This window comes from Ralstonia sp. 1B3 (assembly GCF_036631435.1).
The window spans coordinates 52,983-77,993 of record NZ_JAPNUG010000025.1 but is presented as its reverse complement, the minus strand read 5'-3'; the positions used below and the strand labels follow the sequence as shown (position 1 = coordinate 77,993).

General features: G+C 65.1%; 22 protein-coding genes and 4 pseudogenes. 10 read left to right on the top strand and 16 right to left on the bottom strand.

Annotated features, from left to right (window positions below):
* Both OWR21_RS07090 and OWR21_RS07085 read left to right on the top strand, forming a co-directional pair.
* A partial coding sequence (locus OWR21_RS07090; protein ID WP_332394872.1) for a polyamine aminopropyltransferase occupies positions 1 to 1,427 on the top strand: 1,427 nt, incomplete at its 5' end.
* Positions 1,427 to 3,047: pseudogene (locus OWR21_RS07085) on the top strand (FAD-dependent oxidoreductase). The gene OWR21_RS07090 and the pseudogene OWR21_RS07085, both read left to right, overlap by 1 nt.
* A gap of 713 nt (positions 3,048 to 3,760) precedes the next feature.
* Here the strand turns inward: OWR21_RS07085 and OWR21_RS07080 are convergent.
* On the bottom strand, positions 3,761 to 4,465 hold the full coding sequence (locus tag OWR21_RS07080; RefSeq protein ID WP_332394871.1) for a dienelactone hydrolase family protein: 705 nt from the start codon (positions 4,463 to 4,465) through the stop codon (positions 3,761 to 3,763).
* 183 nt (positions 4,466 to 4,648) lie between these two features.
* On the opposite strand from OWR21_RS07080, the gene OWR21_RS07075 reads away from it, so the two are divergent.
* Entirely contained in the window at positions 4,649 to 5,011 is a 363-nt protein-coding gene (locus tag OWR21_RS07075; RefSeq protein ID WP_027679213.1) for a DUF1304 domain-containing protein, read from the top strand.
* Between the two features lie 15 nt (positions 5,012 to 5,026).
* On the opposite strand, the gene OWR21_RS07070 is transcribed toward OWR21_RS07075, so the two are convergent.
* The 7 genes and pseudogenes from OWR21_RS07070 to pdxR form a co-directional block, all read right to left on the bottom strand.
* The gene (locus OWR21_RS07070; protein WP_316898349.1) at positions 5,027 to 5,584 is read right to left on the bottom strand and encodes a BON domain-containing protein; all 558 of its coding nucleotides are present in this window, start codon (positions 5,582 to 5,584) and stop codon (positions 5,027 to 5,029) included.
* A 94-nt stretch (positions 5,585 to 5,678) separates the two neighbouring features.
* A pseudogene (locus OWR21_RS07065) lies at positions 5,679 to 6,567 on the bottom strand (NmrA family NAD(P)-binding protein).
* A 95-nt stretch (positions 6,568 to 6,662) separates the two neighbouring features.
* On the bottom strand, positions 6,663 to 7,550 hold the full coding sequence (locus OWR21_RS07060) for an AraC family transcriptional regulator (protein WP_332394870.1): 888 nt from the start codon (positions 7,548 to 7,550) through the stop codon (positions 6,663 to 6,665).
* Positions 7,551 to 7,650: 100 nt separating this feature from the next.
* Positions 7,651 to 8,814: an alkane 1-monooxygenase gene (locus OWR21_RS07055; RefSeq protein ID WP_147217925.1), complete on the bottom strand. Its 1,164-nt coding sequence runs from the start codon at positions 8,812 to 8,814 to the stop codon at positions 7,651 to 7,653.
* Between the two features lie 254 nt (positions 8,815 to 9,068).
* Positions 9,069 to 9,881, bottom strand: coding sequence for an alpha/beta fold hydrolase (locus OWR21_RS07050; protein ID WP_147217923.1), 813 nt, complete (start codon positions 9,879 to 9,881; stop codon positions 9,069 to 9,071).
* Between the two features lie 7 nt (positions 9,882 to 9,888).
* Positions 9,889 to 10,989: a branched-chain amino acid aminotransferase gene (locus OWR21_RS07045; protein WP_332394869.1), complete on the bottom strand. Its 1,101-nt coding sequence runs from the start codon at positions 10,987 to 10,989 to the stop codon at positions 9,889 to 9,891.
* 158 nt (positions 10,990 to 11,147) lie between these two features.
* Positions 11,148 to 12,701, bottom strand: a complete 1,554-nt coding sequence (gene pdxR, locus OWR21_RS07040) for a MocR-like pyridoxine biosynthesis transcription factor PdxR (RefSeq protein ID WP_332394868.1) — start codon at positions 12,699 to 12,701, stop codon at positions 11,148 to 11,150.
* 135 nt (positions 12,702 to 12,836) lie between these two features.
* Here pdxR and OWR21_RS07035 point away from each other — a divergent pair, with 135 nt between their 5' ends.
* Both OWR21_RS07035 and OWR21_RS07030 read left to right on the top strand, forming a co-directional pair.
* Positions 12,837 to 13,589, top strand: coding sequence for an SDR family oxidoreductase (locus tag OWR21_RS07035; RefSeq protein WP_332394867.1), 753 nt, complete (start codon positions 12,837 to 12,839; stop codon positions 13,587 to 13,589).
* 19 nt (positions 13,590 to 13,608) lie between these two features.
* Positions 13,609 to 14,013 (top strand): cupin domain-containing protein, encoded by a 405-nt coding sequence (locus tag OWR21_RS07030; protein WP_316899044.1) that lies wholly within the window; start codon positions 13,609 to 13,611, stop codon positions 14,011 to 14,013.
* A 39-nt stretch (positions 14,014 to 14,052) separates the two neighbouring features.
* Here the strand turns inward: OWR21_RS07030 and OWR21_RS07025 are convergent, their stop codons facing one another.
* A complete protein-coding gene (locus OWR21_RS07025) occupies positions 14,053 to 14,547 on the bottom strand; it encodes a hypothetical protein (RefSeq protein ID WP_316898360.1) in 495 nt (164 codons plus the stop codon).
* Between the two features lie 237 nt (positions 14,548 to 14,784).
* Between OWR21_RS07025 and OWR21_RS07020 the strand changes: the two genes are divergently transcribed.
* Entirely contained in the window at positions 14,785 to 15,216 is a 432-nt protein-coding gene (locus OWR21_RS07020; RefSeq protein WP_316898362.1) for a hypothetical protein, read from the top strand.
* A gap of 165 nt (positions 15,217 to 15,381) precedes the next feature.
* Here OWR21_RS07020 and mdtD read toward each other — a convergent pair whose 3' ends face one another.
* Complete coding sequence (gene mdtD, locus OWR21_RS07015) at positions 15,382 to 16,842, bottom strand: multidrug transporter subunit MdtD (RefSeq protein WP_261797236.1); 1,461 nt, start codon at positions 16,840 to 16,842, stop codon at positions 15,382 to 15,384.
* 83 nt (positions 16,843 to 16,925) lie between these two features.
* Between mdtD and OWR21_RS07010 the strand changes: the two genes are divergently transcribed.
* Positions 16,926 to 17,783, top strand: coding sequence for a LysR family transcriptional regulator (locus tag OWR21_RS07010; protein WP_332394866.1), 858 nt, complete (start codon positions 16,926 to 16,928; stop codon positions 17,781 to 17,783).
* Positions 17,784 to 17,796: 13 nt separating this feature from the next.
* On the opposite strand, the gene OWR21_RS07005 is transcribed toward OWR21_RS07010, so the two are convergent.
* Positions 17,797 to 18,981, bottom strand: coding sequence for a GGDEF domain-containing protein (locus OWR21_RS07005; protein ID WP_332394865.1), 1,185 nt, complete (start codon positions 18,979 to 18,981; stop codon positions 17,797 to 17,799).
* 261 nt (positions 18,982 to 19,242) lie between these two features.
* On the opposite strand from OWR21_RS07005, the pseudogene OWR21_RS07000 reads away from it, so the two are divergent.
* Positions 19,243 to 19,895 (top strand): annotated as a pseudogene (locus OWR21_RS07000) (glutathione S-transferase family protein).
* 6 nt (positions 19,896 to 19,901) lie between these two features.
* Here the strand turns inward: OWR21_RS07000 and OWR21_RS06995 are convergent.
* Entirely contained in the window at positions 19,902 to 20,825 is a 924-nt protein-coding gene (locus tag OWR21_RS06995; RefSeq protein ID WP_147217908.1) for a recombination-associated protein RdgC, read from the bottom strand.
* A 186-nt stretch (positions 20,826 to 21,011) separates the two neighbouring features.
* Here OWR21_RS06995 and OWR21_RS06990 point away from each other — a divergent pair, with 186 nt between their 5' ends.
* On the top strand, positions 21,012 to 21,437 hold the full coding sequence (locus tag OWR21_RS06990) for a lipocalin-like domain-containing protein (RefSeq protein WP_332394864.1): 426 nt from the start codon (positions 21,012 to 21,014) through the stop codon (positions 21,435 to 21,437).
* Between the two features lie 16 nt (positions 21,438 to 21,453).
* On the top strand, positions 21,454 to 22,023 hold the full coding sequence (locus tag OWR21_RS06985; protein ID WP_332394863.1) for a YdeI/OmpD-associated family protein: 570 nt from the start codon (positions 21,454 to 21,456) through the stop codon (positions 22,021 to 22,023).
* Between the two features lie 12 nt (positions 22,024 to 22,035).
* Here OWR21_RS06985 and aroQ read toward each other — a convergent pair whose 3' ends face one another.
* The 4 genes and pseudogenes from aroQ to OWR21_RS06965 all read right to left on the bottom strand — a co-directional run.
* Positions 22,036 to 22,479 carry a type II 3-dehydroquinate dehydratase gene (gene aroQ / locus OWR21_RS06980; RefSeq protein WP_332394862.1) on the bottom strand — a complete coding sequence of 148 codons (444 nt, stop codon included), beginning with the start codon at positions 22,477 to 22,479 and terminating at the stop codon, positions 22,036 to 22,038.
* A 19-nt stretch (positions 22,480 to 22,498) separates the two neighbouring features.
* Positions 22,499 to 23,335 (bottom strand): shikimate dehydrogenase, encoded by an 837-nt coding sequence (gene aroE / locus OWR21_RS06975; protein ID WP_332394861.1) that lies wholly within the window; start codon positions 23,333 to 23,335, stop codon positions 22,499 to 22,501.
* Positions 23,328 to 24,554, bottom strand: a complete 1,227-nt coding sequence (locus OWR21_RS06970) for a CaiB/BaiF CoA transferase family protein (RefSeq protein ID WP_332394860.1) — start codon at positions 24,552 to 24,554, stop codon at positions 23,328 to 23,330. The genes aroE and OWR21_RS06970 overlap by 8 nt, the downstream gene beginning before the upstream one ends.
* 10 nt (positions 24,555 to 24,564) lie before the next feature.
* Positions 24,565 to 25,011, bottom strand: a pseudogene (locus tag OWR21_RS06965) (MaoC family dehydratase); the annotation flags it as partial.

Sequence of the window (25,011 nt, the reverse complement as noted above, 5' to 3'; positions counted from 1 at the left end):
ATTCCATCCTGCAGTTCTCCTCCATCATCGGCGCCTATCTGTTTGCCATGGGCATCGGCTCATGGCTCTCGCGCTACGTGGCGGACGAGGCGCTGCTCGCTCGCTTTGTCGATCTGGAATTGCTGGTGGGGCTGTTTGGCGGCGTGTCGGCAGCGGCGCTGTTTGCGTTGTTTGCGCTGGAGTCGGCACCGTTCCGGTTGGTGCTGTACGCACTGGTTACGGTGATCGGCGTGCTGGTCGGCATGGAGATCCCGCTGGTGATGCGCATGCTGCATCGGCGGCAGGCCAAGTTTTCCGACCTCGTCAGCCGCGTGCTCACGTTCGATTACCTTGGCGCGCTGGCCGTGTCGCTGCTGTTTCCGCTGGTGCTGGCGCCGCGCCTGGGGCTGGTGCGCACCGGCTTCCTGTTCGGCCTTTTCAATACGGCGATTGCGGTCTGGACGCTCTGGCACTTCCGCGCCGAGCTGGCGCTCACGGCGCGCATGCGCACGGCGATGGCGTGGCGCGCCGGCGCAGTGGCGGCAGCATTGCTGGCGGGCTTTGGCGCCTCGGACAAGCTCACGCATTGGTCGGAACGCGCGCTCTTTGGCGACGAGATCATCCATGCGATTTCCTCGCCGTATCAACGGCTGGTCGTCACGCGCTGGAAAGACGACCTGCGCCTGTACATCAACGGCAACCTGCAGTTTTCCTCGCGCGACGAATACCGCTATCACGAGGCGCTGGTGCTGCCCGCATTGGAATCCGTGCGCGGTGCGCGGCGCGTGCTGGTGCTGGGCGGCGGCGACGGCCTCGCGCTGCGGCAAATCCTGAAATACCCGCAAATTGAGCACGTGACGCTGGTCGACCTGGACCCGCGCATGACGAACCTGTTCTCGCACGCCGAGGCGCTGGTCGCGCTCAATCAGCATGCGTTCAGCGACCCGCGCGTGACGGTGGTCAACGCCGATGCGGCGCAATGGATGCAGACCGCCACCGACATGTTCGACGTGGCCATCGTCGATTTTCCGGACCCGTCCAACTTCAGCATCGGCAAGCTGTATTCGGTGCCGTTCTACCGGTTGCTGTCGCGCCATGTGGCGGATACGGGCCTGGTCGTCATTCAAGCGACGTCGCCCTATTTCGCGCCGCGTTCGTATTGGTGTGTGGATGCGACGCTGAAGGAAGCCGGCTATCGCACGTGGCCCTATCACGCGCTGGTGCCGTCGTTTGGCGAATGGGGCTTCATCCTGGCCGCACCGGGCCGCGCGGATTTCAAGCCGCCTACGTCGTACCGCGTGCCGACGCGCTTTCTGGATGCCGACACCACACACCAGATGTTCAGCTTCGCGCCCGACATGCCGCGCCCGCAGGTGGAGCCGAACCGGCTGAACAACCAATCGCTGGTGCGGTATTTCGAAGAAGACTGGCACGGCGTGCTGCGCTGATGGCAACGCGACGCAGCTTTCTTGTGGGCGCAGCTGCGGCCGGTGTGGCTGCGGCGGGTGCCGCTTCGTGGGCAGGCTTTCGGGCCTTTACCGAAATCACGCCCAACGTGCGCATGCCCGGCCAGGCTGCAGGCCATCGGCTGCGCGACCTGCGCACGCTGCCGCCACCATCGGAAACGCGGCGCGTGGGCGTTGCCATTTGCGGCAGCGGCATCGGCGGATTGAGCTGTGCGTGGCGACTCGCAAAAAGCGGCCGGCGCGACGCGGTGGTCGTGGAAGGCCCGGAGCGCTATGGCAATGCCGCTGGCGGCGCCTTCGGTGCGCAGCGCTTCCCGACCGGTGCGCATTACCTGCCGCTGCCGTCGATGGAATCGACGCACGTGCGCGAGATGCTGGCCGACTTTGGCGTGATCGAGCGCGACCCGTTTGGCCTGCGCCCGACGTACGACGAACGCGTGCTCGTTCACGCGCCCGATGAACGCCTGTGGCTCGGCAATCGCTGGCAAGACGGCTTTGTGCCGCATGAAGGCATTACCGAAGCGGAACGCGCCGAGCACACACGATTCTTCGCCCACATCGACCGGCTGCGCCAGACCGCCGGCACCGACGGCCGCCGCGTCTTTGCCGTGCCGACGGCGCTCATCCGCAGACCCGGCATGGCGCGCGCTCGATGCGCTCACCTTCCGCGACTGGCTGCACCACGAGGGCTACCGCGCCGCCACGCTGCACTGGTATGCCGATTACTGCTGCCGCGACGATTACGGCGTCACCGCCGATCATGTTTCCGCCTGGGCCGGCATTGCCTATTTCGCCAGCCGAGGCGGCATGGCCAGCAATGCGGAACAAGGCACCGTGCTCACGTGGCCGGAGGGCCTGGACTGGATGGCGGAGCGGCTGTTCCAAGCCGCCGGACTGAACGAACCGGGCCGCCTGCTGCCGGGCAGCGCCGCCCGCATCGGCACTACAACTGAGGCCGGCGCCCGCGTCTTCGCCGATGTGCTGCAAGCGGATGGCCGCGTCGTCCGGCTGCGGGCCGATCACGTGGTCAGCGCGATGCCGCTGCACGTTGCCAAACACATCGTCGACGGCTTTGACGTGCCCGCCGCCGAGTTGCCCGAAACCGCGCCGTGGCTGCTCGCCAACCTGCTCATCGATGGCTTTCCTCCCGAACACGACGACACGCCGCTGGCGTGGGACAACGTGGTCTATCGCGGCACGGGCCTGGGTTATGTGGTCGCCAATCACCAGGACATTCGCGTCAGGCCACCCGCGCAGAGCGTGTTCACCGCCTACGTGGCGCTGTCGGACATGACGCCGAAGGCGGCACGTGAATGGCTGCTGAAGGCATCGCCGCAAGCGCTGCTCGATCGGGCGCTGGCCGATCTGGATACCGTGTACGGCATCCGCCTGCGCACCCAGATCCGCCGGGCAGACCTGACGCTACGCGGCCATGCGATGGCGATTCCCACACCGGGCTTCCTCTCTCGACCGGGCATTGCGCGCCTGCGTGAAAGCGCCGGGCCGATCCACTACGCGCATGCGGACCTGTCCGGCTATTCGGTTTTTGAAGAAGCGGCGTGGTGGGGGGATCGCGCGGCGCGGCGCATTCTGGGCGGCTGATTGCGCTGCCGCTGGCCTCTGAGGCAGCCGCTCAACCTCGGCCATCAATTCCCACGTGGCCGGATCGATATCGCTGCGCTCCAGTGCCAGCGACACGTATGCGCCGATCATGTCGACAAACCCCCGCGCAAATGCGGGCGGATAGGCGCTGCCCGTGTACTCCATCAGTTGCTGCCGCAGCAGGCGCGGCCGATGCTGCCCGAACTCGCGCACGTAGGCCTGCGTTCGACAGAGGAAGGCTCGCGCTTCCAGCGCACCGTCAAGATAGACGCGGCGTTTGGTGAGTGTCATTGGCGGCTCCCGAATCGCAACGGAACGGGGCACAGCCAAGGTGGAGAAGGAAAAGACGCGGGGCGACGCCCGCTGAATACAACAGTCATGGAGCCTCCTACGGATTGCAAAAGGCCCGACGTTTCGCTGCGAACGAGGGTGGCGGGCCCGACGACAGGGTTCGCAGACCGGCCCGTAGGACGCCGGCAGACCTTTCGGTCTCCCTGCCCGGCCCGCCAAAGTACAAGCGTGCGCGAGCGCGGACGTGAAAAAGCCGCACAAGGCGGCCGTCCGGCCATACGGGAAAAGATAGGCTGCGAAACCCAGCTACCGTTGGTGCGGCAGCGCCGTGAATTATAGCGGCGGCAGCGGCGCAGCCCACATGCAAAATTGCAGCATTTCGTGATCGCGCCGTACCGCCCAACCCGCCATCCTGTGTGGGCTTACCAGAGCGTGCGGCCGAAGAACGTCAGCGCGCGATCCCAGGCGTGTTGCGCCCACACCGGGTCGTATTGCGTGATGGCGATGCGGTTTTCGCCCACGGCCGTTTCATTGGCGAATGCGTGATGCGCGAGATAACGATGGAAGTCGACATCGACGCCGGCATCAACGAGCTTCTTTTCCAACGCATCGACGCCTTCGATCTTGAAGGCGGTGTCCTGCGTGCCCCAGTGACCCTGCACCGGCACCTTGATCTTGGAGGCGTCGATGTATTCCAGCGGAGGGTAGCCGTACCAGACAACGCCGGCATCCGCTTCCGGCACGTTGCTCAGCGTCAGGAGCGTCAGCGCGCCGCCCATGCAGTAGCCCGTCACCCCGACGCGGCCGCAGGTCTGCTTGAGATATTGCACGGCGCCGCGCACATCCTGCGTGGCCGCGTCGCCAAAATTCAGGTTGGTCATCAGGTGGTGCGCTTCTTCCTCTTCCACCGTCATGGTGCCGCGATAGAGGTCGGGCACCAGCGCCACGTAGCCCGCGCGCGCAAGGCGGTCGGCCACGCCGCGAATCTGGTCGTTCAGGCCCCACCACTCCTGGATGACGACGATGCCCGGGGCACCCTCCGCCTTGGCCGGCTTGGCCAGATAGCCTTGGAGTTCCTGCCCATCCGGGCGCTTGAACGAAATCATGGATCCTTGCGATGTTGTCATGCGATGGCTCCTCTGCCTGGAACGAAAGCGCACAGGATAGTCCGGGACGATGAAATTTGCAGCCGGCGCATCGCGGGTAAAGGCAGATTGCGCGCCGCCGCTGCCCCGATACCCCACCATCCGGGTGCAGGCACGCGGCACAAAATCTCTATCATGGCGGCACGTTCACTTTTGATGACCGCCATGATCAAAACCCTCGCCCTGCTCGTCTATCTGCTCGTGCTGCTGATCCACGTCTACATCGTCGTACTCGAGATGGTGTTGTGGAAGACGCGCGGCCCCAAGGTCTTCCGCATCACCCCCGAGAAAGCCGCCGAGACCGCCGCGATGGCGTCCAACCAAGGCTTGTACAACGGTTTCCTGGTGGCGGCGCTCGTCATTGGGTTGGTCGCACCGGACCCGGCCATCAACGCTGCGTTTGCGCTGTTCGGGTTGATCTGCGTGGCGGTGGCCGGCATCTGGGGGGCCATCACGGTCAACAAACGGATTCTCTTCGTGCAGACGGTGCCGGCCGTGGCGGCATTGGCGCTGGGGTGGTTTGCCTGAAGATTGAAGTGATCCTTACGGCCTGACCGGCGATGCAGGCGTTTTAGCGCCGCCGGGCACCACCGCACCGGCGCGGAACAGTGCATACGGCACACCGCGCTCGGGGTGCGCCGTTGTCTCGTCGATGAAGCGTTCTACATCGGGCACCTCGCGCAGCGCGGTCATGAACGGCGCCAACGTGTAGCCCGGCGCCACGCAGCCCTGCACGAGCATCCAGCGCTGCCATATCGTCACCCACAGCGTGGTGTTCTGCTTCCATCCCGGCACGTGGATGGACATCCATTGCAGGCGCCGCTTGGCCGTCTCGGCAATCTCGTCGTCGTAAGAAAACGCGTTCGGCAAGCGGCACCGGCCTTCGACCCAGCAATGGTTGCCGTGCTCGATGCGATGGTGCGAATCACGCTTCCATTCGGCTTCGCTGATCCGCGGGCCGGCAGGCTCGGGGCAGTTGGCAACACCGGAAGAAATCTGGAAGAACGGGTCGTGACCGCGATTCTGCAGGTCATCTTCGGCGTGGGCGGCGGGCGCTGCCAGCAGCAGCGCCAGGACAAGACAGCGTGGGGCAATCCTCACGGTGGCCTCCTCGCCCGCTCGGGGCGTCGGCTTGAGCAATGCTGCGAAGGATAGGCGCAAAGTGCCGCGCCAGCCAGACGCCCGGACGCCCCCGCTACCTCGATTTCACGTGCGCCGCCAGCATCGCGGCAAACACATCGTGCAGCTCCGTCTTGCCGAAACGCTGCTCGGATACGCCCTTCTCCACGTCGATCTGCCCAGCGTTGACCGCGTCGTAGAGTTCAGTCAGCAGCTGCACATGGTTCGCACTCAGACCGGCACGCTGCAGCATCGGCGCCCACGCGGTGCGCGGCACGGCGTCGGCAACAATCTCGCGGCCCACGACGGCGCTGAATGCGCGTGCGACATCGATCAGGCTCACTCGGCGCGGGCCTTCCACGCTGACAATGCGCGGCGTCTTGCCCGATGGCGCTCCGAGCAACAACTCAGCGGCCAAGGCGCCCACGTCCTGCGTGGCGACGGTCGCAAACGCGCGGTCAAGGGGATGGTGCAGACTCGGCAGCCGCCCCGTCGCCAACATGACGGGCAGCATCGCCGCCCAGTTCTGCGCATGCTCAGCCGAACGCAGCAGCGTCAGATGGGTCGCCAGCGGCGAGCCGCGCTTCCAGGAGATGAAACAACTGCGTCAGGCCGGTGCCCCGCTCCAGCTCGGCGCCGTAGTCCGACAGGGCCAGGACAGCCGATGGCGTGTTCGCGCGCAGCGCACCGGCCGCCACGTCGATCATGCGCTCCATGGTCGACGCTGGGTCCGCATCGCGCACCGGCACCGGGCACAGGATCTGCACAGCCGTGGCGCCCTTGATGGCCGATGCGACGGAGGCGGCGTCGGTCAGGTCAGCAACGGCGATGTCGCAACCGAGTTTGGCCAACGCCTCGCCTTGCCGGGCATGGCGCACCACTGCGCGCACGGGCCGGCCCGCGTTGCGCAGCGCCGTAGCCGTCGCGGTGCCGACCTTGCCCGACGCCCCAAAGATGACAAACATGTTTGTGTTCCTCTCAAGTAGGAGGCACGAGCGTAGAGCGTCGGCGCCAGTCCAACTTGCAGGAACAGAGGAATCTGACAGATTCAGAGGATCGGCTACCTGCGCCGCATGCCCGCGGAAGCAGCCGCAGCCTTGCTCGCGCGGATGACTTCACGCGGGGCCACACCGAGCAGCCGTTGCATCCATTGCGTCATATGGCTCTGGTGTGCGAACCCCACGTCCAGCGCGATTTGTGACGCGCTGCACCGGCCCTCCAGCAGCAGCGATTTCGCACGCTCCACGCGGCGCTGCACGACATAGCGATGCACCGGCACGCCCAGCGTTGCACGAAACAGCACGTTGAAATGCGGCACGCTCAAGCCAGCCTGTGCCGCCAGTTCAGCCAGCGTCAGGCGCTGGTGCAGATGGGCTTCGATGTAATCGATCACGCGCGCGGCCACGCGGGGCGCCAGCGTGCGAGCGTTGTTGGACACATCCCGACTGCTGTTCAGCAGACGGACGACCAGTGCGGTGCACAGGCTTTCCGCATACAACGCATCGGACGCGTCTTCCGCTTCAAGCTCCGCCCCCAGCGCCGCGGCAAGATGCTGCACGCGCGCATCGCGCCAGTGCAGACGTGGCGTGATGTCGGCCCGCACGCCAATCTGTTCGCCGATACCGCGCACAAACGTGTCGGTGATGGCGATGCGCAGAAACCGACAGTCGGCGTCGTCTGTCCACATGCCTGGCACGCCGGCGGGAATGACGTCCGCATCGCCATGCGCCTGGATGCGCGAATAGCGGCGGCCATCGCATACGCAATTCGCCCGCACGGGTGAGCCGACATGCACGCTGATCCGGTGATGCGCCATGGCGGGCACCCGGTACGTCCCGGGACGGATGCTGAGCAGCGTGGCGGCAAAGCCGTCCCAGGCGAGCCCGTCGCTGGAGCGCAGGGTGATGGGGGCGGGTTCAAGCAGGGCGGCGGGAATGGCGGCGTTCATGGCAGGCGTGGGCAGTGTTCGCTTCGACATTCTGCGCCAACGCCGTCGCATCGGCTGGCGACAACTCACCAGCCGCGGCATACCTCAGGCCAGTCGGCAATCAGGCGCGCGCCGGATACTGCGCGAGCACCTTGTCGCGGATCGACGGCTTGATGTTCGCCAGCGACATGTTGCCGTTGTAATGCGCAACCACGCGCGGGTTCATCACCCGGAACCACAGCGGCGGCACATAGGCGATCAGGATCATCGCGGCATAGCCGGCTGGCAGTTGCGGCGAATGCTCGAAGTGCCGCAGCGCCTGGAATGACCGCGTCGGGTTGGCATGGTGATCGGCATGCCGCTGCAGTTGATACAGGAACAGGTTCGTCACCACGTGGTTGCTGTTCCACGAATGCTGCGGCGTGCATCGCTCGTAGCGCCCGCTGGGCAATTGCTGGCGGCACAGGCCGTAGTGCTCCAGGTAGTTCACCACCTCCAGCAGCGATGCGCCGTAGATGGCCTGGATGATCAGGAACGGCACCGCCTTGGGCCCGACAAACGCGATGCACACGCCCCACAGCAGCACCGTCATCGCCCAGGCGTTGAGCACATCGTTACGCCAGGACCAGACCGAGTGCCCCTGCTGCTCCAGCCGACGCTTCTCCAACGCCCACGCCGATTTGACGCTGCCCACCACCGTACGCGGCAGAAATTCCCAGAACGATTCGCCATAACGCGCGCTTGCCGGGTCGGCCGGTGTAGCCACGCGGACGTGGTGGCCGCGGTTGTGCTCCACGAAGAAGTGTCCATACGCCACGGGCGCGAGCGTGATCTTGGCCAGCCAGCGCTCGAAGCCGTCGGTCTTGTGACCGAGCTCATGCGCGGTATTGATGGAGATGCCCGTCACCACGCCCACCGAAAACGCGAACGCAATGTAGTCGTACCAGACGAGGTCATACGTGCGCAGCACCCACATCGCCACCGCAAAGCTCACGTAGAGCACGGTGGTCGCCAGGTAGACGATGCGGCGGTAGTAACGCTGTTTTTCCAGCGTGGGGACGACGTCTTCGGGCGGGTTGTCGCGGTCGTCGCCGATCAGGAAATCGAGCAGCGGGATGATCGTGAACACGATGAACGGCCCCGCCCACCAGAGCGGATGCCAGCCCGTCGCCAGTGCCGAAACGGCGGCGATGATGGGCAGCGTGATGGTGAGCGCGCCGAGCATCCAGAGATAGCGCTTGCCGTCGGTCCATTCCACGGACGCGACCATGCCGGGTGTTGCCATGTGTCTTCCTCCTGTTTTGCCCCGCTGGGTGGCTTGGCTTGTGTACGCACATGCGTGCGCCGCCGGGGTCGTGCCCGACATCTGCGTTATAGGCGCAGCAGGAGAAGAGACCAACGCCCGAAACTAGGCGCGAAACTCCAAACAAAAGGGCCGCCGGGCAGCCCTCTGAAGGCGGGAAAAAAGCAGGCGATTGAAACGAACGATTTAAAAACGGTCGTTCGATTTTGGTGCGACGCACCTGAACGGAGGCTGGATCAGGCGGAGGCGCTCAGGAAAACGTTGATGGCGTCGAGCACAGCAGCTTCCTGCTCCCGATGCGGCACGTGCCCGCAACGCTGCACGAGCTTGAGCGTGGCGGGCGCGCCTGCGAGCGTGACGATGCGCTCCGGCTGCGCGGTCGAGCCATATTCGTCTTCGGTGCCGTGCAGCGCCAGCACGGGGCTGCGCACGGCAAGCAGCGCATCGTCCAGGCACCACTGCCCAAATGCCGGAGACAGCCACGTGTTGACCCACGCATCCAGCACCCATTGCGCCTTGCTGCCGTGGTAGCGCTCGAGCCGGCCCATCTGGCCAGGCTCGGCAAACTGCGCCTGGGCGATTCGGATGCCTTGTCGCGTTTGCTCTTCCACAAACGCCTGCGCCGACTCGGTAATCAAGCCTGCGCAGCGGCCCGGATACGCTGCGGCAATCGACACGGCCATGCCGCCGCCCACGCTGTGGCCGAAGACGATGAAACGGTCCACACCAAGCTGGTCCGTCAGCGCGGCAAAGCCGCCGTACGCTTCCTGCTGAATGAAGCTGGGATCCAACTGCCCGGGATATGCGTCGGATTGGCCAAAGCCGAGCCGGTCATAGGCGATGACTGCATGTCCGGTCGACTGCGCCAGACGCTGCGGAAAATCACGCCACAGCGCCACGCAGCCGAGCGAATCGTGCAGCAGCACGATGGGCGGTTTGGCGGCATCGTCCACCGGGCCGCCCCATTGCCGGGCATAAAGCCGGCCATCGGGCGTGGTGATCCAGGCTTCGATGCCGTCAACGGACGGCGCGGAAAGCGATTCGGCCATCCGCGGCTCAGAACAGGCGGTCGAGCCAGCCGTGCGGATCCGGCGCGCGGCCGTTCTGCAAGTCCACCAGCGCCGCCTTCAGCTTGCTCGTCAACTCGCCTGCCTTGCCATCGCCGATGGTGAAGTTGTGGTTGTGGCCCTTGACCTTGCCGATGGGCGTGACGACCGCTGCGGTGCCGCAGGCAAAGGCTTCGCGCAGGCGGCCGCTTTGCGCGTCGGCCTGCCATTGGTCGATGGAGTACGGCTCTTCGCGCACGGTCAGGCCTATGCCACGCGCCAGCGTGATGAGCGAGTCGCGCGTGATGCCCGGCAGGATCGTGCCGGTCAGCGGCGGCGTCTGCAGCGAACCATCGTCGAAGACGAAGAACACGTTCATGCCGCCCAGCTCTTCAATCCACTTGCGTTCCACCGCGTCGAGGAAGACGACCTGGTCGCAACCTTCCCGCGTGGCTTCGGCCTGGGCGACCAGGCTGGCAGCGTAGTTGCCGCCGCACTTGGCCTCGCCCGTACCGCCGGGTGCGGCGCGCGTGTAGTTGTCGGACACCCAGATGGTGACGCCCGCCGATGCATCGCCCTTGAAGTACGCGCCCACCGGGCAGGCAATCACGCAGAACAGGTATTCAGCCGACGGCTTCACGCCCAGGACGACTTCCGTGGCGATCATGAACGGGCGCAGGTACAGCGCCGAGCCCTGCCCCGACGGAATCCAGTCGCGGTCGAGCTTGACCAGCTCGCGCACGGCCTGCAGGAAGAGGTCTTCCGGCAGCGCAGGCATCGCCAGGCGCTTGGCCGAGTTCTGGAACCGGCGCGCATTGGCTTCCGGGCGGAACAGCGCACCGCCGCCGTCCGGCAGGCGGTAGGCCTTCATGCCTTCGAAAATTTCCTGCGCGTAGTGCAGCACCAGCGTAGACGGATCGCACTGGATCGGGCCATGCGCGCCGATTTTGGCGTCGTGCCAGCCCTTGCCCTCGGTGTAACGGATCGTGGCCATGTGATCCGTGAATACGCGGCCGAAAGCCGGGTTTTCCAGCAGGCGCGCGCGCTCTTCCGCCGAAACAGGGTTCGGGCGCTTCTCGATCGAAATGGCCGATTCGACAACGTTGTTCATACCGTCTCCATGAGGTGCAGGGGGCGCAAAAAGACGCCCAAACCGCTATTTTGCGCCAACGGCGATGCAATTTGTTTGCGTATTGAAGCGCATATGGTATTGCCGGCGCCGGAAAAACGAGGCGCCCGACAAACGCGCGGGGCCTCCATCGCCATCGCTCAATGGCCGAGATGCCGCTTGGCCGAGTCAGAACCGGCGCCCCCTGGGGAGGCATCCAGACACGCTCGCAGCGCTCGTGCAAGGCGCCCGGCGTCCTTCGCGTCGGCCACGTTGGCAAAGCCCATGACCAAGCCGCGCGGCGTGTGCCGCAAACGCGCATTGGCGTACCACCACGACAGCGCGCCAACGGCGAGCCCCGCGTCGCGAGCGCGCATGGCAACAGCAACGTCGTCGACCGGACCATCGGGACCGACGGTGAAGCGCACTGGAAACTGGATGCCGCCGTGAGGCATGTCGACGATCATCCGGTCGCCAAACGCCTGCTTCAACGCGTCGGCAATCAGCGTGCGCCGTTCTCCGTACAGCGTCCGCATGCGCTTGATGTGCCTGGCGAAATGCCCCTGCTCGATGAAGTCGGCCAGGGCGGCCTGCAGCAACGCGGGGGATCCGGCATTCATGCTGCCGGCCACGCGCTGGACGCGTTCAACGGCGCGCTCGGGCACCACGGCGTAGGCCAGCCGCAAGCCGGGAAACATCACCTTGCTGAACGTGCCGCAGTAGATCACGCGGTCACTCTTGTCGAGGCTCTTGAGCGCCGGCAAGGGGCGACCGACGTAGCGGAATTCGCTGTCGTAATCGTCTTCGATGATCCAGCGCGATGCCTTCTCGGCCCAGTCCAGCAACGCCATGCGCCGCGCAAGAGACAGCGTGCAGCCGAGCGGCGCCTGATGCGAGGGCGTTACCAGCGCAAAGCGCGCCTGCGGGTCAAGCTCCATGCCGCGCGCGACATCGATGCCGTCTTCATCCACGGGCACCGGAACGAGCTGCACGCCCGTTTCGGACAGAAAGCCGCGCGCAAGGAGGTAGCCGGGGTCTTCAAACCACATGCGGTCGTTCGGGCTCGCCAGGCTGCGCAAGACAAGCTCGAGCGTTGCACGGTAGCCGCTGGTCACGAACACCTGTTCCGGCAAGCACGTGACGCCGCGCGACAGGCCGAGATACGTGGCGATGTGTTCGCGCAACGCCGGATAGCCCATGGGATTCGGGTAGGCAAGCATCGCGCGGTCGCCGCTGCGCGCACGGCGTGACACCAGCCGGTTCCAGAGCTTGCGCGGAAACATGTCGAGCGCGGGCAGCCCCGGTTGCAGCGGCCTGGGCTCGCCGCTCATGTCGATGGCAATGGGAAGTTCGCGCCGCATCGGCTGGCTGCCCTGCGGGGCGCTCTCCGCCCTCGGCGCGCCTGATCGGTCTTGCCCGCCTTTCGCACGTTGCGCGCGCGTGGCGGCTTCCGGTAGCGACGGCGAGACGAACGTCCCCGCCGCCCCGCGCATGAGCAGATACCCTTCGCCCACGAGGATCGTGTAAGCCAGTTCCACCGTGCCCCGCGCGGTATTCAACTGCATGGCAAGGCCGCGCAACGCGGGCACGCGATCGCCAGGGCGCAAGTGCCCCGCCGCGATGGCGGTACGAAACCGTTCGCAGATCTGCAGATAGATCGGCACCGGTTTCCGTCGGTCAATCTCGATGCTGAGGGCGGGCGTTTTTACGGTCATGGCAATCTTTCCGGCAACTGAACTTGGCCTAGTCAAATCGATATTTCTTGGCCCTTACTCCTGGGGCATGATTCTTCCACACTGTCTCCATCCAAGCGCTATGCGCATTCATCCACGTCCTCAGGAGACTCTGTCATGAAGATTGTCGTTATCGGTGGTTCGGGCCTGATCGGCTCGCGTCTTGTCAAGCGGCTTACCGAAGCCGGCCATACGGCGGTTGCCGCCTCCCCGCGCACCGGCGTCAACACCATCACGGGCGAGGGCCTGAGCAACGCACTGGTCGACGCAGACGTGGTCGTGGACGTCACCAACCCGCCGTCATGGGAGCCGCAGGCGGTGCTCGATTTCTTCCGCACCTCCGCGCGCAACCTTGGCAAGGCAGAACTGGCCGCCGGCGTGCGCTACCACGTGACTCTGTCGATTGTCGGCACCGATCGCATGCCCGAAAACCCGTACTTCGTCGCCAAGGTCGCGCAGGAAGAAGCTGTGGAAGCGTCCGGCGTGCCGTACACCATCGTGCGTGCCACGCAGTTCATGGAGTTCATCGGCGGCATTGCGGATCTCAGCACCAACGACGGCACGGTACGCATCGGCGATGGGCTGTTCCAGCCGATTGCCGTGGACGACGTCGTGGCCATCCTCGCGGAGGTCGTCGTGGGCGCCCCGCTGAACAGCACCATCGACATTGCCGGCCCCGACCGCGCACCCTTCGCGGAAACCGTCGCGCGCTATCTGAAGTCGGTCGGCGATGCACGCCCCGTCGTGAAAGACCGGAACGCGCGATACGTCGGCGGGCAGGTCGAGGAACTGTCGCTCGTGCCACTGGGCGAGGCACGCATCGGCCAACTGGGTTTCCAGCAATGGCTGGCCCGGAATCACGCGGAGTAACGCCATGCCGTTCCAAGCCATGAAAACCATCGTGTCGCGTGCGGCAACGTTGATGCTGCCGCTTCTGCTGGCTGCGGCGCCGGCGATGGCGGCACCGCAAGCGAGCGTCACGCCGTTGCGCACCGATACGCTGCCCGAATACCCGGGCAAGGAAGTGGAGATGATCGTGGTGGACTACCCGCCGGGCGCGGTCGACCCCGTGCATCGCCACGACGCCCACGCGTTTGTCTACGTGCTGGAGGGCAGCATCGTCATGGGCGTCAAGGGCGGCAAGGAGGCCACGCTCAAGCCAGGCGATACGTTCCATGAAGGCCCCAACGACGTCCACACCGTGGGGCGCAACGCCAGCGCGACGCAGCCGGCCAAGTTCGTGGTGCTGCTCATCAAGAACAAGGGCGCGCCGATCTTGACGCCTGTGAAGTAACGCGAAGCGTGTGCGGGCCCCGGCAACACCGGCGCCCCGCTACGCGGCCCGCAGTAGGAACTGCAGCCGCGTCAGGAAATCCTCGAAACTGGCCCGGTCTTCAAAGAGCCGTTCCGAGACCTGCGTTTTGGCATCGCCGCTGACGATGGTCAGGATGCGGGACGATTTCACGGTCTGCATCGTCATGCCGGCGATGTCGCGCAACGGCACAACGGTTTTCTCCGACGTGGAATACCGCACCGGAATGGCGACGTCGCTGGACGAAAGCGTGATGCACCGCTCCTTCGCGAGCGCAAGCCGCATGCTGGCAAACCCCGGCGCCACAAAGCCCAGCGAGACCAAGGCGATCAACCACCAGAAAACCCCTGCGCCGTCCAGATCAGGGGCGATCAGGCCATCGAGAATCCAGCCCGCGCCCATGTCCACGGCAAGGTAGCCGGCAAACACCGCGCAGAAGAGGAAGAACCCCGTGCCCAGCAATGCGCTTTCGAAGGTGGGCCGGTAGCGGTAGTCGATCGTTCTCTGCGGGTTCACGCTGCGCCTCCTGTGCAGTGCTCGCCAAATGATACAGATCAGTATCTTTTGGCGTCAATCGCATGGCCGCTCCGCACCTGCGCTCGTGCCGTCAGGACTGCCGGAGGCCTGAGGACCGGGCATCACCCCTGCGTGATATGAAGCCCTATGGTACGGTTGTCCGAATGAACGCCATGACCCGCCATCCGCTGCCGGTACACGGCGGCACAGCGTTGCCGCCAGGGAGCGTCACGCACCATGAGTGATGCGAAACACGATCCGCGCCGCCAGATCCACGCCGAGAAAGTCGCCGTCAGCCGCGCCTTGAGGCTCAGCGTGCCGGCAGAGGCACGGCCCGCGCCGGTGAGCCGAAAAGAGTGGCTCCGGCAACGGAAGGAACAACTGCAGGCTGCCCGCGTTGCCGCCAAACAGCGACGTGATCTGCTCAAGGCAGAAATCCTCTCGGCCGCACAGGAAGTGGCCCGCGAGGAGCGCGTTGCGGCACGGCGCGAAGCCGAACGCGTCAAGGCGGAAGCCAAGTCCGCCACCGTGCATGCCAAGGAAGATGCACGTGCGGCCGCCAAATTCGAGCGCGGCAAGCCCGCCCGCCCCGCGTCGAAGCGCAAGACGCTGGGACCAGGAAAACGCAAATTGGTCTCTTACGCAGATCTCCTGCGCATGCGCGGATGACCTGCCAGCCGTTTTGCGGGGCATTTAGTCCCAACATAACCCGCACGTCGCAGCACGTCCGCTGGGCAACCGACCTCTTTTACGTCTGACGACTTGAGCCGTACCGCGCGCCCGGCTCGTCCCGCTGCCTCTTGGCAAGCGACTCGGATGCAGCGCCTGCAATCGTTAGCGCGCCTGTACTGCCTCGGCCTCCACGTTTTCGGTACGAGACGGTTTGGGCCGCGCATCCAGCCGGCGGAAGATGAACGCAGAAAGTACGGTCACCACGCCCATGGTGAAGAATGCCAGCCGATACGCCGGCGCTGCCACGCCAAGCTTGACCGAGAACAGGCTGACCAGCCCGCCCCCAATCGATACGCCCAGGCCGATGGCGAGCATCTGAACCATCGAGAACAAACTGTTGCCGCTGCCGGCATCCTGGTGCGACAGGCCTTTGAGCGTGATGCTGTTCATGGCCGCGAACTGCATCGAATTCGCCCACCCGAACACCGACAGTTGCACGATCGACAGCGCCAGCGGCCAGCCCGGCGACATGGCCGCAAACGAGGCGATCGAGATGCCAACCACCCACGTGTTGACCTGCAGGAACACGTCATATCCAAAGCGGTTCACGAGGGGAACGACCCAGCGCTTGGCGAGCATGCCGGCAATGGCAATCGGCAATAGCAGCAACCCCGAATGGAACGGCGAATAGCCAAGCTGCAACTGGAACAGCAGCGGCAGCAGGAAGGGCACGGCGCCCGAGCCAATGCGGCAGAACAGGTTGCCGACGAGCCCAACGCTGAAATTCGGTTCACGAAACAGCGCAAGCTGGAACAGCGGCGCCGCCCGCCGCCTCGCGTGCGGAATATAGAGCAGCGCGCTGACCACGCTCACGGCGATCAGCACCGCGCTCCACGGGCTCTGCGCGCCGTTTTCGAGCGCCAGCGAGAACGCCACCATGCACAGCGACAGCAGCCCGCAGCCAAGCCAGTCGAATGGCGCCACGGCGCGCACGGCATCGTGCGGCAGATAGCGCCGTACCGCAAACAACCCTACGAAACCCACCGGCACGTTGATCAGGAAAATCCAGTGCCACGAAACATCCTGTACAAGCCAGCCGCCCAGGGCCGGCCCCAGGAGTGGCCCCACCTGCCCCGCCACCGACACGAAGGCCAATGCCGCGATGTACTGCTCGCCTGGAATATTGCGCAACACGGCCAGCCGGCCGATCGGCAACAGCATCGAGCCACCAACGCCCTGCAGCACGCGTGCGATCACCAGTTGCGGCAGCGTATGCGCCGTCGCGCAGAACACCGAGCCGAGAACAAAAATCAGGATCGCCGTGAAATACACGCGCCGCGTGCCGAACTTGTCTGCCAGCCATCCTGAAGCCGGCGTCAGCATCGCCATGGTCAGCGTGTAGGCCACCACCACCGATTTCAGGTCGAGCGGCTTTTCGCCGAGGCTGCGCGCCATCGACGGCAGCGCGGTATTGACGATGGTTGTGTCCAGCGCCTGCATGAAAAAGCCGGCGAAGACGATCCACAGCATGGCCTTCTGGGAAGTGCTCTCTGGGGTGGCCGAAGTTGAGGCGGTCTGCATGTGAATCCTGGAATGCCTGTCCGGAAAGGGCCGGACATCCACCCGCAATGCTACCGACGAGCGGCCAATCGGGAACCCCTCTAGAGACGTTGACTGTTATCGGAAACTCCGATGACAATGCCCGCATGCTCAATCCCGTCTGGATCCAAACCTTCGCCACCGTGGCCGCGGCCCATAGCTTTACGGAGGCCGGGCGGCAGCTGGACCTGTCGCAATCGTCGGTCAGCGATCACATCCGCCGTCTGGAACACAGCGTCAACCGGCGGCTGTTTGTGCGCGATACCCATTCGGTGTCGCTCACGCCGGACGGCGAGGCGCTGCTCGTTCACGCGAAGCTGATCCTCGAATCCCTGGCGCGCGCCGAGCTGCAGTTCAGTGCGCCGCGATTGCAGGGACGTGTCCGGCTCGGTTCCTCGGAAGACCTGGCGCAGGGGCCGCTGCCCAATCTGCTGGCAGCGTTTCGGGCGACGCATCCGGATGTCGAACTCGAGATCACGATGGGCATGACCAGCAAGCTGTACGAAGGCATCGAAGACGGCTCGCTGGACCTGATTGTCGGCAAGCGTCGCGAAGGCGGCCGACGCGGTGTGCCGCTATTCCGAGGGCAGCTCGAATGGCTGGCCCGGCCCGGCACCGTGGTCGACGTGAGTCAGCCGCTGCCGCTGATCCTCGTCAACGAGCCGAGCGTGACGCGCTCGATCGTGCTGGACACGCTGGCCGCAACGGGGTGGCTGTGGCGCATCGTCTGCACCAGCAGCAGTCATTCGGGATGTATTGCCGCGGCGCGCGGCGGGCTGGGGATTACCGTGCGTGCGCAGAACCTGGCGGGTGGCGGGCTCGTGCCGCCAGTCAATGGCGATGTGTTGCCGCCGCTGCCCGCTATCGAATTCATCACGTTGGCTGCGCGGCGCCTGAGCAAGCCCGCGGAGACGCTGTTGCAGCTCATCCGCAAGAGCGACCTGCGCGCCGGGCGGGCGGACTGAGCAACGTCCACCGTTACGAAAGCACAGTCGCGTCGACCTGTCCGGCAGTCTGCGCCACTTCAAGCCGATTGCCGCCCAGCGATTTGGCGCGGTACAGCGCCTTGTCTGCCGCCGCCAGGGCATCCGCGAGCGACGGCACGGCGGCGTCGAACTGGGCCATGCCGATGCTGACTGTCGCCAGGATTCCAGCGCTGTCGCTGCGGCGTTGAACCGCCTCGGCAAAGCACCGGGCCACGGCCTCGCCCCGGGCTCTGGCTTGGCCTGCGTCATCGCCCAACAGCAACCCCGCGAATTCCTCGCCGCCAATGCGCGCAAGCACCACGTCGGGGCCGAGCACGCCCTGCGCGATTTCGGCAAACACTTTGAGGACAGTGTCGCCGGCCTGGTGTCCGTAGCGATCGTTGATGGCCTTGAACCGGTCGAGGTCGAACACGAGCGTGGCGACTGGGAGGTTACTGCCGATACTGTCAATCAGGCGTGCGCCCTGCTCGAAGAACCAGCGGCGATTGCCAAGACGGGTCAGATAGTCCGTCTGGGATTCGGTCAGAAGCTGGCCGTGAGCCTCGTCGCGAATGAGCTTCAGCAGCGTCATTGGCAGGACCATCGCGTACAAGACGCCTTCGATCATCGTCAACTTGCTGGCCGCCGATTGGATGGCCGGCCCATATGCCGCGACGAGCCAGGGCAATGCAAGCCCGCGGGCCAGGTAAAGCGCGGCATGCAACGTCGTCACCACCACCACGAGTTGCCGCGGGCGCAGCGGCATCATCGCGTCGCATCGCCACATTTCGCGGGCCGTCATCGCGCTGACCAACGCGATCGGAATCGCGCTGACGTAGTTCCAAAGCAGGTCTTGCCTCTGCGCACCCCACATCGCCCAAATCAAGGCCATACCGATGAGCACGCCCGCTGCTGTGCCACGATACTGGCGCCCATTCAGCGCAGCAACGCCGGACAGCACCAGCAGATAGCCGCACAGCATGATGAGGTTGCAGAGCGCCGCGCCCATCGCGCCGGGCACAGCATGGCGGAACAGCACGGCCGTGCAGCCGAGCGCGAGCGTCGCAAACCCGGCCGCCAGCAGGCGCAACGCCTTGCTGCGCCGGGGATTGGTCCGATGCTCCCAGAACAGCATTCCGGCGCTGGCGAGCAGGATCCCGACGGCAAGGAGGTAAAGGGTAAGAAGATCGACGTGCATCCGGATATCAAAACAGGGCGCCGAGCATGGCGGCGCGCTTGCGGATTTTACGTGGGAAAGCCGCTGCCTATCGGGCCCTGCAGCCCCCTCCCTAGGGGGTGATCGCGCTACCATGCGCCTTCTTGGTGCGCTCCGCGGCAAGGCGTTCTTGATAGCCCTGCCGTGGCGACGGCAGCGTGGTATCGCCGCACCCCGGACTTCAAACAAACGCAGGTACCACCGTTTTTGGGGGTGGCGCCGGCCACACATCGGAGCGCATGCATGATCCCCACCATTACCGCCTTTGAACGCTCCCCGATGGCGGCAAAGGACTGGCGCGCGACACGCGCGTTCGCTGGGCGCTGGAAGAAGCCGGCCAGCCCTACAACGTCCGGCTGGTCTCATTTCAGGCGATGAAAGAGCCTGCGCACCTGCGCCTGCATCCGTTCGGCCAGATTCCCACCTACGAGGAGGGCGACCTGGCACTGTTCGAGACCGGCGCGATCGTGTTCCATATCGCCCAGCGGCACCCGGTTCTATTACCAGACGACGGCCATGCCCGGGCACGCGCGATCACGTGGATGTTTGCGGCCCTCAGCACCATCGAGCCGCCGATTCTTGAGCTCGTCACGGCCAAGTTCCAGGAGGGCGACAAGCCCTGGACTCCCGAGCGCCTGCCGCTGGTCATGGACCACATCCGCCGTCGGCTGGATCAACTGTCTGCGCGGCTGGGCGATGCCGATTGGCTCGATGGCGCATTCAGCGCGGGGGACTTGTTGATGGTGTCGGTGCTGCTCCGGCTGAGGCCGTCGGGCCTTCTGGACGAATTCCCGAGCCTCGCCGCCTATGTCGCACGCGGCGAAGCCAGGCCCGCTTATCGGCGCGCTTTCGAGGCGCAACTGGCGGTGTTCACCGGGCAACCGCCAGCCGGCTGACGAAGCTCAGGCCGCCTTGGCCTGTTGCACGGCGTCGAGCTGATCGCCGCCCAGGCTGTCGACCAGGTCGCTCAGCATCCGCGCCAACTCGCCCGTCATGAGCGCGACATCCGAGTCGAAGCGTTCGTCGTCGTTCTGCGCGGTGGGGTCTTCGGCTTCCTTGATCACGTCGAGCGGCGTCACGCGCTTGATCAGGAGTGACGGCGTCAGCACGAAGGAGACGCGGTCGTCCCACGTCATGGCGAGCCGCATGCACTGCTTGCCCGCCTCGATGTGACGGCGCATGTCTTCCGCTTCGAGCGCGTGGCCAACGTATCGCACGGTGGCGCCGCCTTCGCCCGTCGAGCGCAACTCGGCGTCCTGGTCGACGGTGAAGCCGCCGGGCGCCTCACCGGAGAGCAGCCACTCCGTCATGGCAGCCACCGGCGAATGCGCCACGTGCACATTGGTAAGCGGCAACTGGTCAATCGATTTCACGAGCAGGCCGCGCACGTCGTCGGCAACCGCCTGCGAAGCCGCATCGATCACGAGCCAGCCGTTTGCCGTATCGATCCACACCCGCGTATCGCGCCGAATGCTGAAGGCGCGCGGCAGCAGTTCGTCGGTCACCTGCTCCTTGAGTTCGCGCAGTTGCTTTCGGCCGGGCTTGAAACCCTGCTGTTCTTCCAGCTCTACCGCCCGGGCCTTGGTCACCTGGTTGATGACGGACGCCGGCAGCAGCTTCTTTTCAGCGCGAAAGGTCAGCAGCATCTGCCCATTGTTTGCATACACGAGCGCGCCATCCTCGCGCGGCGATGCCCAGCCGGAGGTCTGTTTCTCTACGCTGTTGCCCGGTTGAAACGCGTGGGGTGCCAGCCACTTTTCAAGCTGGTCGGGGGTCACGGCCCAAGGCGCCGGCAGACGATGAAGCTGAAGGTTTTTGAACCACATGGGAGTACGGGCAAAGTCCGCGATTCTAAAGGATGGCGTGCCCCTCCCCCGATGGTCGATAGCCGATGTCCGGCGCGGCGCGTGCAGGCGTTCGGATAGCGCTGCTACTAATATGCAAATCCCGACGCTGGCAAAGCCCGAGTCAACCCCGGGCGAGCTGTTCAACGGACGACGACAGGACACGATATGCCTGAACACGACACAAAGCTGCACGGCAGTTGGCGGTTGGTCTCTTTCGAGACCGAGGTTCAAGACACAAAGGAGCGCTCGCAGCCCTGGGGCGCGGAGCCCAAGGGTTCATTGGTCTTTGGCGCTGACGGCCGCATGATGGTGCTTCTCACCGCAAAGGTGCGCGAGCCGGGAAATACAGACGAGAAGCTGGCGGCGCTGTTCCGCACGATCGTGGCTTACACCGGTCGGTATCGGGTCGAGGGCGATCGCTTCATCACGAAGGTCGACGCGTGCTGGAATGAAGCCTGGAACGGCACGGAGCAGGAACGGTTCTATACGCTGGACGGAGACACGCTGGAAGTGAGGACGGCCTGGATGCCGAATCCACTGGTGTCTGAAAATGCAATGGGCAGAGGTGTGCTCGGTTTCAGGCGCGAATGACGCTAGCGACAAACCAATGGCCGATCCAACACTTTCCTTCCCCAACCAGGAAGCCTGGGAAGCCTGGCTGGAAACCCACGCAGAGGCAGCGACCGGCGTCTGGCTCCGCATCGCAAAGCGATCGGCCGAGCAATGCACTGTGTCTTACGCAGAGGCTGTTGAGAGCGCCCTCTGCTACGGATGGATTGATGGGCAAAAGCAGGCGGAGAACGAGCACTACTGGCTGCAGCGGTTCACGCCCCGGACCGCCAAAAGCATCTGGTCGAAGATCAACACCGCCAAGGCCGAAGCGTTGATTGCCGCCGGGAGAATGCGCCCCGCCGGCCTTCGCGCCATCGATCTGGCCAAGCAGGACGGCCGCTGGGAGGCTGCCTATTCGTCTCCCAGTGCATCCACGGTGCCCGATGATCTGCAGCAGGCTCTCGACGCCAACCCGAAGGCCAAGCGATTCTTCGCCACGCTAAATGGCCAGAACCGGTACGCGATTCTGTTCAGGATCCAGAACGTGAAAAAGGCCGAAACGCGCGAAAAAAAGATCGCTCAATTCGTCGATATGCTGAACAAGGGCGAGACGCTTCATCCATAGCATTTGCCGAGGCTAAGCTGGATCGATTGCCGAGACCGCCGCGCGCAGGGCCAACAGATAGCTCTGCACGCCAACCCCGCAGATCTGCCCGCTCACGATGTCGGCAAACACCGAGTGATGCCGGAACGGCTCGCGTGCGTGGATATTGGACATATGCAATTCCACGACCGGACACGTCAGGATCGCCAGCGCATCGCGAATGCCGTAGCTGTAATGCGTCCACGCGCCGGCGTTGATCAGCACGGCGTCCTGGCCGTCTTCGAACGCACGGTGAATGCGCTCGCACATCGCCCCTTCGCTGTTCGTCTGGAACGACTCCACCTGCACGCCAAGTTCGGCGCCCAACGCCTGCAACCTTGCGTCGATCTCGGCCAGCGTGATCGTTCCGTACTGCACGGGGTCGCGCTTGCCGAACATGTTGTGATTGACGCCATGCAGCATCAGGATGCGCTTCATTCGGGCCTCCGTGGGCAATTCACTCAGTGAGCGGGACGGTCAGCCGATCGATCACCGGGCGCGTGTCCGGACGCACCCCGCGCCACCACGCGAACGCCTCAGCCGCCTGTTCGACCAGCATGCCGACACCGTCGGCGAGATTGCGCACACCCGCGTTGCGGGCAAGCCGCAGGAACGGCGTCAGGCGCTTGCCATACGCCAGTTCGTAGGCCATCCCGTCGGGGCGGAAGATGCTTGGCGGAACGGGCGGCAGATCGCCCGTGAGACTGGCCGAGGTGGCATTGACCACCAGATCGAAGCGGCCCATTGCCTCCAGCTCGGCATATCCGCAGGCGACGACCGCGCCGCGCCCGGCGACCTGCGCGGCCAGCGCCTGCGCTTTTGCGACATCGCGGTTGGCAATGACCAACTCCGCCGGCTTGGCCTCCAGAAACGGCAGCAGGGCGCCGCGCGCGGCCCCGCCGGCCCCCAGCATCAGCACGCGCTTGCCGGACATGGGCAAGCCCAGGTTGATCTCGATGTCGCGAACGAGCCCGATGCCGTCAAAGTTGTCGGCGAGGATGCGGCCGCCCTCAAACTTCATTGCGTTGACAGCACCGGCCAACGCTGCGCGCTCACTGCGCTCATCGGCCATCGCAAACGCCTTGAGCTTGAACGGCGCCGTCACGTTCATGCCTTTGCCACCGCCCGCGGCGAACGTGCGCACAACATCGGCAAACGCGGTATCCGGCTCAACCGGGCCCTCGATGGCCGTGTATTGCATGTCCTGCCGCGCCTCTTGCGCAAAAAGGCCGTGAATGAGCGGCGACTTGGTGTGTGAGATCGGGTTGCCGATCACCGCATAGTGGTCAGTCATCATTGACTCGCTTCGAATAGAGAACGCCTTCGGCCTGCATCGCACGGATCTCGTCTGGGCTGAAACCCAGGGCGCGCGCCACTTCGGCGTTGTGCTGGCCCAGGTCGGGGGCCACGTCGCGCACGGTGGTATCGCAGTCGGAGAACTTGAACGGCAGGTTGGGCAGGCGCAACGTGCCGTAGCGCGGGTGCTGTTGCTCGACCACCATCCCGCGCGCCTGAATTTGCGGATCGGCCAGCACCTCGTCGATGCGCTGCACCTTGGCGCACGGCACATCGATGCCATCCAGCAGTTCCAGCACCGATGCCACCGAACGCGCTGCCACCCAGGGCTCCACCACAGAAAGGATTTTGGCGCGGTGCGCGTTGCGCCCGGTGCCCGCATGAAACCGCGTGTCGGCGCCGAAGCCCGCCGGGCCGCCATGCGCTTCGACCAGCGCGGCAAAGCGCTTCCACGCGTCGTCCACCTGCGCCGCAATCACGAGGTCACCGTCCGCCGCACGGAACACGCCGTAGAGCGTCGAGGTCGGCATGTCGTGGCCGGTCTGTTCGGGCAGCACGCCCTGCAGGGTGTAGCACTGCACCGCGTATTCATGCATCGACACCAGTGTGTCGTACAGCGCCATGTCGATGTGCTGTCCGCGCTGGCTGTTCACGCGCCCCAGCAAGGCCGCGTTGATGGCGGCAACGGCGTGGATGCCGGTGTACATGTCACCGAGCGAGATGCGCAACAGCGGCGGCCGCTCGCCGGGCGTGCCGACCATCTGCATGATGCCGCTCTTGGCTTCGGCAATCAGCCCGAAACCGGCGCGATGCGCATCCGGCCCGGTATGTCCGTAGGCCGAGATCGAGCAATAGACGAGGCCCGGATTGCGCGCCGACAGCTCGGCATAGCCCAGCCCAAGCTTGTCCAGCGCGCCGGGTCGGTAGTTCTCGATGAACACGTCTGCCGAGTCGCACAACCGCTGCATGAATGCCTTGCCGCGCGGGTCCTTCATGTTGACGCTCACGCCGCGCTTGCCCATGTTGAGCTGCAGGAAATAGCCGCTTTGCTCGTCGTCGAGCACGGTGGCGTGCTGGCGGCCGGCGTCGCCGGTGCCGGGGCGCTCGACCTTGATCACTTCAGCGCCGAGTGCGGCCAGGCATCGGCCGACGTAAGGACCGGCGAGAAAGTGGCTGTAGTCGACAACGCGAATACCTTCCAGAGGGCGCGCCTGCATCAGAACGCTCCGGCCGGCGCGGCACCATCAGACGATGTTCGCCGCGCTGCACCACCTGACCGTCCTGGTTGATCAGCTCCGATGGCAGCACGACGATGCCCCAGCCCGGACGGCTCTTGCTTGCCCGCATCTCGCCCACGCGGAACTTCACGTGCAGCACGTCGTTCACCTTGATCGGCAGCAGAAAATCCCAGGTCCAGCCGAGCGACATGCCGGGCAGGAAACGGTAGTCGCTCTGCGTTTTCAGGCCGTCGGCAATCGACAGTCCGAACAAGCCATGCGCGACGATGCAGCCGAAGTGGCTGGCATTGGCATAGGCCTCATCCACGTGCACCGGCGTGTGGTCACCGGTGAGGTCCGCGTAGGCGAGAATGCGTTCCTTCGTGACCGTGTAAGCGGGGCTCACACACGTGTCGCCCTCGCGGGCGTCGTCCCAATATTTTTCGACGATGGTCAT